Raw genomic sequence first — 12872 nt, forward strand, 5'->3', positions numbered from 1 at the left:
CTTCCCAATGTTGGTGTTTATCAAAAAATATTCTTCTCAATATATTGGTCTCCATAAAATGAAAATACCACAGCTTAAATGACTGTGGTAGACCCAAATTTTTATACTTTCTTATCTTTTAAAAAAAGCTATCAAAAAAATGATAGCCTTCTCTCTTAAAATTATTTAACTAAACTTTCTAGGATGTCATCGATAATTTGGCCATTTGCAATTGCACCAGTATATAACCAGCTATCGTCAGGAGAAAATTCATAAACGTTACCTGCTTTTACAGCAGGGATGCTCTTCCATAACGCATCACTTAAAGGTGCTGAGCCTGTTGCCTTATCACTATTGATTAAAAATAAATGATCTGCATCTAATTGAGCTAATTTCTCGAGTGATATTTCGCTCCAGTTTCCTGTTGCTTTTGCTGAGATTTCTTTAACAACAGAAGGTACTTTCAACCCTAAATCTCCATACATAACAGCACCACTTGATAAAGTTTCACTAACCATAAAGAATTTCCCGCCAACTAACCAAACAGCAGCAACTGAAGGATTTCCAACCTTTTCTTCAATCGTTGCCTTTGCCTCAGCAGCTTTCTTATCATAATCCTCTAATACCTTCTTAGCTTCTTCCTCTTTACCTAGAATTTCTCCAACCTTTGTTAATTCAAGACGCCAATCATTATTTTCTTCTGTTCCAATAACATATGTTGGCGCAATTTGATTATATTGCTCATATTTCCCGCCTTCTACCATACTTGCGGAATCCATAATGATTAAATCTGGCTGCATTTCTTGAACAGCTTCAAACGGGAGGTCATGAGGAATTGTTGGAATTTCCTTTAAGCCATCTTGTAAATAACCTTGTATGCTTTGTCCATCATTTACACTCCACTGAGCGACTGGCTTCACACCTAAAGCTACAAGATTATCCTCTAAATAACTAGCAATAATACGTTTTGGGTTAGCAGGAATTGTGACCTCATTACCCATCGCATCCGTTAATGTTCTTGTAGCCGCTTCTTCTGTTCCATTATCCGCCTTTTTTGTTGATGAATCCCCTTGAGATGAATCCTGTTGACCACATGCGGCTAATGCTATTGTTAATATGCCTATTCCAACGATCTTCAGCATATTTTTCTTATTAAGCAATTTTATTCCCCCTAAAGTTATGATAAAATAGTACTTAGCTATTTTTTGATAATGATTCTCAATGTCATACTCATTTTAGTTTTTTTAATCTCTCATTGTCAACTATTATTTTAGAGGGAAGTTGTTAACAATGGCAATAAAGAAACCCGTTACTAATGAATTACCCTATACATATAAAAATCGGTTTGTCAGTGTAGTTATTCTAATATTTGGAATCGTTCTCTTATTTTTCTCAATTATTGTGTCTATCCATTTCGGTGCAGCTGACTTAACCTATCATGATGTTTTAAATGCTATCTTTCATTATGATTTACATAATTCCGCACATGTAATTATTCATGAACTACGTTTACCTCGCGCTATTGCTGCCGTTTTTGTTGGTGCTGCCCTAGCAGTTTCTGGAGCAATTATGCAAGGAATGACTAGAAATCCTCTAGCATCCCCTTCTATTATGGGTGTGACGGCAGGAGCTTCCTTTTTAATTGCTATTTCACTTGCGTTGATTCCAGGGATTACACATTTAGGCTTAATGTCCTTCTCTTTTATTGGTGCAGGCTTAGGTGCTGCTCTAGTATTTGGTATCTCCTCACTCTCTAAAGGAGGAATTACTCCTGTTAAACTTGCTCTTGCAGGGTCAGCAATTACTTCTTTACTTAGCTCGTTATCTACTGCAACAGGAATAAAATTCAATATTTCAAAAGACATTAGCTACTGGTATGCAGGGGGTATTTCAAGTGTGCAGCCTCAGCATATTCAATTTGCCTTACCATTTATTATTGGTGGACTTGTACTTTCTTTATTCCTTTCGCGCTCTATTTCTATCTTAAGTTTAGGTGAAGATGTTGCTAAAGGACTTGGGCAAAATACTAGTATAGTGAAGCTATTTGGTACAATTGTCGTATTATTGTTAACTGGTGCCGCCGTTTCGATTGCAGGAATGATCGGATTTATCGGGCTGGTTATTCCACATATAACGCGATTTATAGTCGGAACTGATTATCGCTGGATTATTCCTTTCTCGGCCGTTTTAGGAGGAATTCTTTTAATTGTAGCTGATATTGTTGGACGAATGGTTAATGCACCATATGAAACGCCAGTTGGAGCTATTACTGCTATTATCGGAGTTCCCTTTTTCCTCTATCTAGCTCGTAAGGAAGGAAGAGGTTTATGATAGAAAAAAACTTCACCCCGAAAAAGAATATGTTTCGGGGATTAATGATAACATCACTTATTCTAACTGTATTAGTCATTATTCTTAGTATTAATGCAGGACAAATCAAAATTCCGATACATGATGTTCTCTCCACTCTCATTGGAAATGGTACACCGCAAAATGAATTAACAATATTTCAGTTTCGCTTACCAAGAATCATTATGGCCATTCTAGTAGGGATGGGTATTGCCGTTTCGGGAGCAATCCTTCAAGGAATTTCACAGAATCCTTTAGCTGATCCAGGTATACTAGGGATTAATTCTGGAGCAGGTTTTGCAGTTGTTTTATATATGTTTTTCTTTCAAGGGACGAGCTTTATTAACGGCTGGACATCGGTATTTATCATGCCGCTCACCGCTTTGGTTGGGGCATTTCTAGCAGCGTTTTTAATCTATTTTATTTCCTGGAAAAACGGACAAGTTACGTCGGTAAGACTTTTATTAGTTGGAATTGGCGTAAATGCTGCATTTGGTGCAGGTCTAATCATTTTTCAAATGAAAATGGAGCCTGTTGATTTTATGAAGACCATTGTCTGGTTATCTGGGACAATTTGGGGAACGAATTGGACATTTGTTTTAGCTTTATTACCATGGATCATCCTTCTAATTCCTTTTACTATTTATAAATCAAGGGTTTTAGATGTCATGCGGCTTGGAGATTTAATTGCGATTGGGGTAGGTGTCCAACTGGAAAAAGAACGGCGATTGCTATTAGTCATCTCTGTAGCACTTGCTGGGGCATGTGTTTCAGTAGGTGGCGGTATTACGTTCTTAGGTTTAATTGCCCCACATATTGCAAGAAGATTAGTAGGAGCAACCCACGCTAAGGTTCTCCCCTTATCAGCAGTATTAGGTGGTTTACTTCTCTTGTCAGCTGATACGTTAGGTCGAGTTATTATGGCACCGATGGAATTACCAGTCGGAATTGTCGTGTCTATATTAGGAGCACCTTATTTTATTTATCTCCTTATGAGAAAGGTGTAAATGATGAGGGGGCTCAAAAGGGGCAGACCCTTTTGAGTCACTCTCCTTTTTACTTTCTTTTTCTTATTTAATTGCTGGAAAGCTAATTGTCACCGTTGTCCCTTTCCCTTTAGCACTTTGGAAACGAATTGTGCCTTTATATTTGGCCGCAATGTTGAAGCATATCATCATCCCTAATCCTGTTCCTTTGCTTTTTAATGAATAAAAAGGCGTCCCAAGGGAATTTACTTCTTCCTCTGTCATCCCTGTTCCATAATCAATCACTTTGATCTCAACAGCATCTTTTTTTCTTCCCGCTACTATATATACTGAATCCCCTTCTTTGGAAGCTTCAATTGCATTTTTTATAATATTTATAAGCAGCTGTTTCATTTCAATATTATTTGCAGCTATATAACAATCCTCTATCATTTCTAATTCAATTTTTTTATCATGTAACAGCCCATAGGAAAGTAGTAAGTCTGTAACACTTTGAAGAACACTTTTTACATTGACTGTTTCTGTTTCTAACTCCTTCGTAGGCTTTGCAACTGCTAGAAATTGAGAAATAACCTGCTCAGCTGTGTTTAATTCATCGATCATTAATGTAAAATGTCCCTTTTTATCATTATTAACTTCAGGATCATCTTTATATAACTGGAGAAATCCCTTCACAACGGTCAAAGGATTTCGAATTTCATGTGCGACTGCAGCTGCAAGCTGTCCAGTTGTTTTTAAACGTTCAGATTGTTGGATTTGTTCATAGTAAAGCTGCTGCTTTTTAATGCGCCCATGGGATAAATAGAAGATAAACGATAGGATTCCTTGACTACCGATAAAATTTATTACATTCCCGATTATATCCTGTTTAATGTAAGGATAGAGATTTCCCTTGTCCACAAACGCAATATATCCAAATAGAAGGATGATCGTAATACTATTTAAAGCAATCGAAAAATAAAAAAGCTTTGAATCAAAAAACATAATCGCTGATGCCGGAATCAAGCAAAGAAAAATAAAGGTTGACCACGTCTCCGGATATAAAAAGAATAAAACATAGAAATATGCCGCACCTGTTATAGTAATGATTACTCTCAAATAATGTGTCACATATTTTGGATATAACAATAAACAGATAGTAAGAATAAAGGCAAGAACAATCTGGATAATGTACCCTGCATTTACTTCTCTTAAAAATGGATTTTTTACTAATATACCAGTTATTAATAAGAAAATAACAATGATCACAGTAATATAATAAAGCCTTTTATTTATATGAGTATAAAATTCGTTCATACATACTCCTTTGTTATTTCAAATATCTTAATACTTCATCTTTGTATATCCTAACACATCATAGGTATTTTTTACTAAAAATTGAGTAAATAACATAAATTCATTCCACTCTTTCTCTTAAATTATAGTCATTTTCTAAAATAAGACATAGTATGCTGTCACAAGCACATCCTAAGAAAAGGAATTCTGGCTGGCACGAAAATGGAGGCGAACCTTATGAATCTTAATGACATTGTTATCGCAAGGGAGAAAATGAAAGGGATTGTTCATACAACTCCACTAGATTATTCAAAAACCTTTAGTAATCTAGCGAAAAATGAAGTCTTTTTAAAGCTTGAAAATCTCCAGAAAACTGGGTCGTTTAAAGTAAGAGGCTCCTATAATAAGCTTAGCTCCCTTGCAAAGGATGAGTTAAAGAAGGGCGTTGTGGCTGCCTCAGCAGGTAACCATGCCCAAGGAGTGGCATATTCTAGCCAAATGCTTGATGTGCCATGCACAATTGTCATGCCTAAAGGTGCACCACTTAGTAAGATTCAAGCAACTAAGCAGTACGGGGCAGATGTTATATTGGAGGGTGGCACCTTTGATGATGCCCTATCTTATGCATTAGAAGTTAAACAGAAAATGGATGCTACATTTATTCATGCTTTTGATGATGAAGCGATTATCGCTGGGCAAGGTACGGTTGGGTTAGAAATTATTGAACAGCTTCCTGATGTTGAGGCAATTATTTGCCCAGTAGGCGGGGGGGGCCTTATTGCAGGAGTTGCAATGGCAGTAAAAGAGAAAAACCCCCATATTTCCGTATACGGCGTCCAAGCGCTCTCTTGCCCAAGCATGCAACAATCCATTCATGTAAATAAGCCTATTACTGTTGAGTCATCACCTACGATAGCCGACGGGATTGCTGTTAAGAAGCCAGGACAAAGAACATTTGAAATTGTCCAAAAGTATGTCGATGATATCTATTGTGTAGATGAGATGGAGATAGCAAGAACGATGCTTATGCTATTAGAGAGGAATAAGCTACTTGTTGAAGGATCTGGTGCATGCTCCCTTGCTTCATTGCTATATAATAAAGTAAAACTAAAGGAGAAAAAAGTAGTTGCTATTTTAAGTGGCGGAAACGTTGATGTGAATTTTATATCTAGAATTATTGAACGTGGTATGGTTGAGTCAGGTAGATTTGTTGAATTTACGATTACTATAACTGATAAACCAGGGCAGCTCCAAAAGGTCTTAAATTCCATTTCTGCCCATGATGCAAATATTCAATCGGTTAATTTAAGCCGAATAGGGAAAAATATTCTTCCTGGATATGCACAGCTTGAGATATCTGTAGAAACAAAAAATCATGACCATATCTCCCTTCTCCATAAAGCTTTAACTGAGAAAGGATATAATGTAGAAATGTCTCATTATTAAATAAAACTGATAAAAAAAGGGAAATGATTCGTTAGACGACATACTAGAGCATCTCCTAGTTTGTGCCTTCTTAATGTACCTTTCCTCCATAGAGGAAAACATTCCTATCTTATACTAAGAGCATCAACCACTAGTACTTTGAAAAATATGCTATTTCGAATAAAGGAAGTGTTTATTGATGGACTTTTTCCAAAGTCAGGGATCTCTTACTACAATTGAGTGGGTTCTGAGAGCCGTCGTATCATTTTTCTTTTTAGTTATTGTGGCTAAAATAATTGGACAGCGAGCTATTTCTCAATTAAGACTCCTTGATTTTGTCATTGCTTTAGTTATCGGAAATATTATAGCTCACCCTTTATCTGACGAGGAACTTGGTCTAAAAGGATCAATCATTACTACGGTTGTTTTAGTCATTTTATATATTATAGGGGTTTTCTCTATGCTAAAATTTCCATGGTTTCGGAATTTTGTAAATCATGAACCAATTCCTGTTATCAAAAATGGGGAAGTTATTTATAAAGGTTTACTCCATGCGAGAATATCTATTGATGTTTTATTGGAGGAATTAAGAAAGGATAAAATTGAAGATATTAAAAAGGTTGCTTTAGCTTATTGGGAGGCAGAAGGAAAATTATCCATTTTCTTAGATCCAAAATATGAACCAATTACTCCAGAAACATTAAATATAGAGGTGAAATCTTTTGATATGCCGCGAACAATTATTAAAGAAGGGAAAATTATTGCCCAGGAATTAACAAACATTCAAAAGGATAAAGAATGGCTCGTTGCCAATTTAAAAAGATTATATCAAACTGAGGTGGAAAAAGTCCTACTTGCGACAATTGACAAAACCGAAAAACTAAATGTCTTTTTATTCAAATAGGTAGATCGAAAGGCACTTACTCTTTTTCGTATATCATGTTCTAAAATTTGCGAATGTTTCACATGAAACATCCGCATTATTTTTGTACAACTGCAGTATTTCCTATTGATTATGTCTAATGGTTTTATAGATAACAACGCCTAATGCCTTCTACAGTTTTCGCTTCTTTTACTTTACAACTGTTTCTATACTCATTTACGAAGCATAACTCAACTAAAGCCTCATCTAGACCAACATCTCTCCATTTATAAATGTTGCAAAAGGCTTATTATTTCTTTTTTCCTTATACAGAAAAAAGACCTTCAATCCAAGAATCGATCGAAGGTACTCATTATTTCCAGACTAAGGCTGTTTTCGTAAACTTTGTTGCTTTTTACTTAGTTGTCGTTTTTCTTGATTTCCTCATACAGTACTCCCTTTTCGCGGGGTGGGTGGTATACCGCCTTAGTGTAAACATTTGAGGTGCCTCACCTACCCATGTAACACACAGAAGTCTCACTTTCAGAAAAGAGCCTTAACTAAAAACCGGCCTTTTTTGGCATAGACCAAGCGCTTGCGCTGTAGAAGTATGAACTTCATGGAGAAGCTCAGGGTTTTCCATTAATGACAACCCATAAGAAGGAATCATTTCTTTTAGTTTCGGCCCCCACTCATCCATATGTTCTGGGAAGCAATTTTGAATTACCTCAAGCATAACGTGAACAGCTGTTGAAGCACCTGGAGAGGCACCTAGTAATGCTGCAATCGAACCATCCTTAGCAGTAATTACTTCTGTACCAAATTGAAGCGTTCCTTTTCCTCCAGCTTCAGTATCTTTTATCACTTGCACACGTTGACCAGCTACTACTAAATCCCAATCCTCATCTTTAGCATTTGGGATGAACTCACGTAACTCATCCATTCGCTGTTCTTTTGATAGCATAACTTGCTGGATTAAATATTTCGTCAATGACATCTCTTTTACGCCTGCCGCAAGCATTGTTAAAAGATTATCCGGTTTCACTGAAGTTATTAAATCGAACATTGAGCCATTTTTTAAAAACTTTGGTGAGAAGCCTGCAAATGGTCCAAAAAGCAGCGTTTTTCTGTTGTTAATATATCGCGTGTCCAAGTGCGGAACAGACATAGGTGGCGCACCAACCTTAGCTTTTCCATATACCTTTGCATGATGCTGAGCAACAACTTCCGGATTATTACAAACCATAAAAATTCCACTTACCGGGAAACCACCAATATGCTTCCCTTCAGGAATACCGGATTTTTGCAATAAATGTAGGCTTCCTCCACCGCCTCCAATAAAGACAAATTTGGCAGTATGGTGTTCAACATTACCACTTTCAAGATTCTTCACTTTTAATTCCCATAAGCCGTCACTCGTACGATAAATATTACTAACATTATGTTTGTAATGGATATCGACATTTTGACCCTTTAAGTGTTCAAATAACATACGTGTTAAAGCACCAAAATTAACATCAGTACCAGAGTCAATTTTCGTAGCCGCGATTGGTTCATCTAATTTGCGGTCTTTCATAATGAGCGGAATCCATTCCATTAATTTTTCTGGCTCATCGGAAAATTCCATCCCTTTAAATAATGGATTGTTTGATAACGCTTTAAAACGCTTTTTTAAAAACGATACATTTTGTTCCCCTTGTACTAAACTCATATGTGGCAAAGGCATAATAAAATCCTGTGGATTATGTATCAGCTTGCTGTTTACAAGATAAGACCAAAACTGCATTGAAACCTGAAACTGTTCATTTATGCTGATCGCTTTACTAATATCAACAGATCCATCTGGTTTTTCGACTGTGTAGTTTAGTTCACACAATGCCGCATGCCCCGTACCTGCATTATTCCATTCGTTAGAGCTTTCCTCACCTGCTTTTGAAAGCTTTTCAAAAACAGTAATTTTCCAATCAGGAACTAGTTCTTTTAGAAGTGTCCCTAAAGTCGCACTCATGATTCCGGCACCAATTAAGATAACGTCTGTGGTAGTTTCTTTATTGCTCATTTTACTCCTTATCCCCCTAAAATTTGCAGAAAGGATGTAAGCGCTGTTTATATGCGTCACAACAAACCAAGACACGATTTAGTCAAACACCTTTTCTGTCTAAATTAACCATTTTAAATACGCAAACTATATAAAATTAAAATTTTTCTATTATCAGATAATTATAAACTATTTAAAGATTAAAGTATCTACTTTATCAAATAATTATAAACTATTTAAAGCTTGTAAAAAAGTGAGAAATCTGTCCATAGAGCCTAGAAACATACACGAATTACTTCTTTAATGAAGCATCCGAAAAAAATGAAAATTTTGGTCTTTCATTAAAATTGGAGATAATTTTTATTATGTTTCATTCTTATTTAGTGCATCTTAATCTACAAATATAAAAGGGTTTTACGAAGTCGTTTTAGGCATCATTTTGCAATGTAAAATATGGAAATGTCTTAATTTGTCGATTTTTAAGAAATAATTTTATTTTTTTCTTTTGCAATAATATAGCATGTGTTATTATAAAAGATGCGTAAATGGAAAGCTTCATTTCAAAATATTTGGGTCTTTCCAAGCAGATAATTTTTGACCACTTCCCTTATAAAGGATGTTAAGGCCATACGGACAGCCGGGTCAAATGCCGATCGGCAACTTTAGTTGCCTTATTGATTGAGTTAAAAGCTCAAATTTTATAAGTTGGTTACTTTACAACCAGTGCATTTGCACATCAACTTGTGAAACGGTCAATAAGAGTGGAAAAAGTAATTATTTGCTATATAGACTCTGATCCATAATTGATATATTCTGAATATTAAAGAGCTTTCTTCGTATTTTTACACATTATTTTTGTTATGGAGTTACCTCTTTTTCTTTAATATTAACGATTATATCTTAAGCAAGTGTGATGCGCGATGATGCGTTTTTACACTTGCTTTTTTGTTTTGAGTAGTTATATAAATCTTCCTTTTTCTACAAACATCGCAAGTGGCAGATACACCGTTAATCGGGTTGTTATGAAATTCCGTTAAAAAAATCTATTAAGTGAGGAGATAGACGAAAAATGGGAAAAGCTCTAGTTATTGGTTGTGGTGGAGTGGCATCAGTTGCCATTCATAAATGTGTACAAAACAGTGAGGTATTTGAAGAAATTTGTATCGCTAGCCGTACAAAATCTAAATGTGATGAATTAAAGGCAAAACTAGATGGTGGCAAAACAAAAATTACGACTGCACAGGTTGATGCAAATAATGTTGATGAGCTCATTGCATTAATTGAAGAAGTAAAACCAGATATCGTAATGAACTTAGCTTTACCTTACCAAGATTTAACGATCATGGATGCTTGTCTTGCTACAAAAACACACTATATGGATACAGCAAACTATGAGCCAGAAAATACAGCAAAATTCGAATACAAATGGCAATGGGAATACCGCGAGCGTTTTGAAAAGGCTGGGATTACAGCTCTTTTAGGTAGTGGATTTGACCCAGGTGTAACAGGTGTTTTCTCTGCATATGCGTTAAAACATCACTTTGATGAGATTGAGTATATTGATATTCTCGACTGTAATGGTGGCGATCATGGTTATCCATTTGCAACTAATTTCAACCCTGAAATCAATATCCGTGAAGTTTCAGCAAACGGAAGATACTGGGAAAATGGTGAATGGATTGAAACTGAACCAATGGAAATCAAACGTGTTTATAACTTCCCTGAAGTTGGCGAAAAGGATATGTATTTGCTTTACCATGAGGAGCTTGAATCTCTAGCTGTTAACATTCCAGGACTTAAGCGTATCCGCTTCTTCATGACATTCGGTGAAAGCTACCTTACTCACCTAAGAGCACTTGAAAATGTAGGAATGACTTCTATTGAACCGATTGAGTTTGAAGGCAAGCAAATTATTCCGCTTCAGTTCTTAAAGGCTGTTTTACCTGATCCTGCAACACTAGGACCACGTACTGTTGGAAAAACAAACATTGGTTGTATCTTTAAAGGGAAAAAAGACGGCGAAGAGAAAACTTACTACTTATACAATGTTTGTGATCACCAAGAATGCTATGCAGAAGTTGGCTCCCAAGCAGTGTCTTATACAACAGGTGTTCCAGCTATGATCGGTGCAGCGATGATTTTAACTGGAAAGTGGAACAAACCAGGCGTATTCAATATTGAAGAATTTGATCCAGATCCATTTATGGAAGAGTTGAACAAATGGGGACTTCCATGGGTAGAAGATTTTAATCCAGTTCTTGTTGATGAGGAATCTACAAAAACTACAGAATCGGAGTTAGTTCGCTAAAATGCTTTTTGAAGAATTACCAACTCCTTGTTATGTAGTCGATGAAAAACTCATTGAAAAAAATCTAAAAATCCTGAATGGTGTTATGCAACGTACAGGAGCAAAGATTGTGTTGGCACAAAAGGCATTTTCCATGACAACGATGTATCCCCTAATTGGAAAATACTTAAGTGGCACAACAGCGAGCGGTTTATTTGAGGCTCGCCTAGGTCACGAGGAAATGGGCAAGGAAAATCATGTCTTTGCCCCTGCCTACCGTGAGGATGAAATCGACGAAATTATATCTATTTGCGATCATATTATCTTTAATTCCTTTTCACAGTTGGAAAAGTTCAAAGATAAGGCTCTTCAAGCAGGAAGAAAGGTTGGCTTACGTATTAACCCTGAATGCTCCACACAGGTTGGTCATGAAATCTATGATCCGTGTTCACCAGGTTCGAGATTCGGTGTTAAACAGGAGGATTTCCGTCCTGATTTGCTTGAAGGTGTCTCAGGGCTACACTTCCATACCCTTTGCCAGCAAAACTCAGACGATTTAGAGACCACTCTAAATGCAGTGGAAGAAAGGTTTGGGCAATGGTTGCCACAAATGGAATGGATTAATTTTGGCGGTGGCCACCATATTACAAGAGAAGATTACGATATTCCAACTCTAGAATCATGTATTAAAAGAATGCAGGATAAGTATGGGTTGGAGGTATATCTTGAGCCAGGAGAAGCTATTGCTCTTAATGCAGGATACCTAATTACATCAGTACTTGATACTCATACAAACGGGATCGATATTGCAATTCTTGACACATCAGCTACTTGTCATATGCCTGATGTATTGGAAATGCCATATCGACCACCTCTATTAGGGTCAGGCGAGCCAGGAGAAAAGCCATTTACCTATCGACTTGGCGGACAAACCTGTCTAACAGGTGATGTAATTGGAGATTATTCCTTTGACGAACCATTAAAATGTGGTGACAGATTAGTCTTCGGCGATATGGCAATTTACACGATGGTAAAAACAAATACATTCAATGGAATGGCATTGCCAGCTATTGCGATACAAAATAAAAATGGTGATTGTAAAGTCGTCCGTGAATTCGGTTATCAGGATTTCAAAACAAGACTAGCATAAATGAGGCATTGAATTAACTGTCTAACTGAAGTGAAATCAACATTACAAAGAACGGTTAAAAAACTGGAATCCTTTTTGATTCCAGTTTTTTATAATTAATTTTATTTTCAAATTATTTCAAAAACTCCCTATGCAAATGCTTCCAATACGTTATAATATGTACAAACGGGTATAAAAGAGGATGGTATTTTGTTGTCTAAGAGCCTAGAGTTCAAAAATATAGTAAAGCAGCGGATAAAAGTAATTGAAATCCCTGTATTAAAGACTGATCATCATTATTATTTTATCGTTCAGGTCCATTTACAAAGCTATATTTCGTTACTTTACAATAAACCCCAGGATAAACACGTCTTTTCCTTTCGGGAATATTTGAAACGAAAAATGAAATGGTCTGATTTTAATGATTTATTTGGTATTCAGGAATTTAAAAGTAATGCATAATAATGTCATTTATTTTTTCTCTAACGCTTTACTATATATTTTGTAACGTTCAACCCAGTAGTTATTACTGCTGGGCTTTT

10 protein-coding genes are annotated in these 12872 nt (G+C 36.1%); 7 read left to right on the top strand and 3 right to left on the bottom strand.

The genetic code is table 11. From position 1 onward, the window contains the following. Nucleotides 1-161: 161 nt before the first annotated feature. On the bottom strand, nucleotides 162-1121 hold the full coding sequence (locus tag ACTJJ9_RS13475; RefSeq protein WP_145582741.1) for an iron-hydroxamate ABC transporter substrate-binding protein: 960 nt from the start codon (nucleotides 1119-1121) through the stop codon (nucleotides 162-164). 148 nt (nucleotides 1122-1269) lie between these two features. Between ACTJJ9_RS13475 and ACTJJ9_RS13480 the strand changes: the two genes are divergently transcribed. Both ACTJJ9_RS13480 and ACTJJ9_RS13485 read left to right on the top strand, forming a co-directional pair. Further along, nucleotides 1270-2310, top strand: coding sequence for a FecCD family ABC transporter permease (locus ACTJJ9_RS13480; RefSeq protein ID WP_095301616.1), 1041 nt, complete (start codon nucleotides 1270-1272; stop codon nucleotides 2308-2310). Then, entirely contained in the window at nucleotides 2307-3335 is a 1029-nt protein-coding gene (locus ACTJJ9_RS13485; RefSeq protein WP_095301617.1) for a FecCD family ABC transporter permease, read from the top strand. The genes ACTJJ9_RS13480 and ACTJJ9_RS13485 overlap by 4 nt, the downstream gene beginning before the upstream one ends. Before the next feature lie 63 nt (nucleotides 3336-3398). On the opposite strand, the gene ACTJJ9_RS13490 is transcribed toward ACTJJ9_RS13485, so the two are convergent. Continuing rightward, nucleotides 3399-4610, bottom strand: coding sequence for a sensor histidine kinase (locus ACTJJ9_RS13490; protein ID WP_145582720.1), 1212 nt, complete (start codon nucleotides 4608-4610; stop codon nucleotides 3399-3401). A 216-nt stretch (nucleotides 4611-4826) separates the two neighbouring features. Between ACTJJ9_RS13490 and ilvA the strand changes: the two genes are divergently transcribed. After that, nucleotides 4827-6035 (top strand): threonine ammonia-lyase, encoded by a 1209-nt coding sequence (gene ilvA, locus ACTJJ9_RS13495; protein WP_233452114.1) that lies wholly within the window; start codon nucleotides 4827-4829, stop codon nucleotides 6033-6035. A 178-nt stretch (nucleotides 6036-6213) separates the two neighbouring features. Further along, nucleotides 6214-6918, top strand: a complete 705-nt coding sequence (locus ACTJJ9_RS13500) for a DUF421 domain-containing protein (RefSeq protein ID WP_095301620.1) — start codon at nucleotides 6214-6216, stop codon at nucleotides 6916-6918. Between the two features lie 514 nt (nucleotides 6919-7432). On the opposite strand, the gene ACTJJ9_RS13505 is transcribed toward ACTJJ9_RS13500, so the two are convergent. Further along, nucleotides 7433-8971 carry a malate:quinone oxidoreductase gene (locus tag ACTJJ9_RS13505; protein ID WP_255451937.1) on the bottom strand — a complete coding sequence of 513 codons (1539 nt, stop codon included), beginning with the start codon at nucleotides 8969-8971 and terminating at the stop codon, nucleotides 7433-7435. Nucleotides 8972-9983: 1012 nt separating this feature from the next. Here ACTJJ9_RS13505 and ACTJJ9_RS13510 point away from each other — a divergent pair. From ACTJJ9_RS13510 to ACTJJ9_RS13520, 3 genes are all read left to right on the top strand, one after another. Then, nucleotides 9984-11222 (top strand): saccharopine dehydrogenase family protein, encoded by a 1239-nt coding sequence (locus tag ACTJJ9_RS13510; RefSeq protein WP_145582723.1) that lies wholly within the window; start codon nucleotides 9984-9986, stop codon nucleotides 11220-11222. Nucleotide 11223: 1 nt separating this feature from the next. Next, a complete protein-coding gene (gene nspC / locus ACTJJ9_RS13515) occupies nucleotides 11224-12351 on the top strand; it encodes a carboxynorspermidine decarboxylase (RefSeq protein ID WP_145582724.1) in 1128 nt (375 codons plus the stop codon). A 192-nt stretch (nucleotides 12352-12543) separates the two neighbouring features. Next, nucleotides 12544-12792 carry a DUF2535 family protein gene (locus ACTJJ9_RS13520; protein WP_307190879.1) on the top strand — a complete coding sequence of 83 codons (249 nt, stop codon included), beginning with the start codon at nucleotides 12544-12546 and terminating at the stop codon, nucleotides 12790-12792. Nucleotides 12793-12872: the final 80 nt, after the last annotated feature.

This window comes from Metabacillus sp. 22489, assembly GCF_052044855.1.
Taxonomy (GTDB): domain Bacteria; phylum Bacillota; class Bacilli; order Bacillales; family Bacillaceae; genus Metabacillus; species Metabacillus niabensis.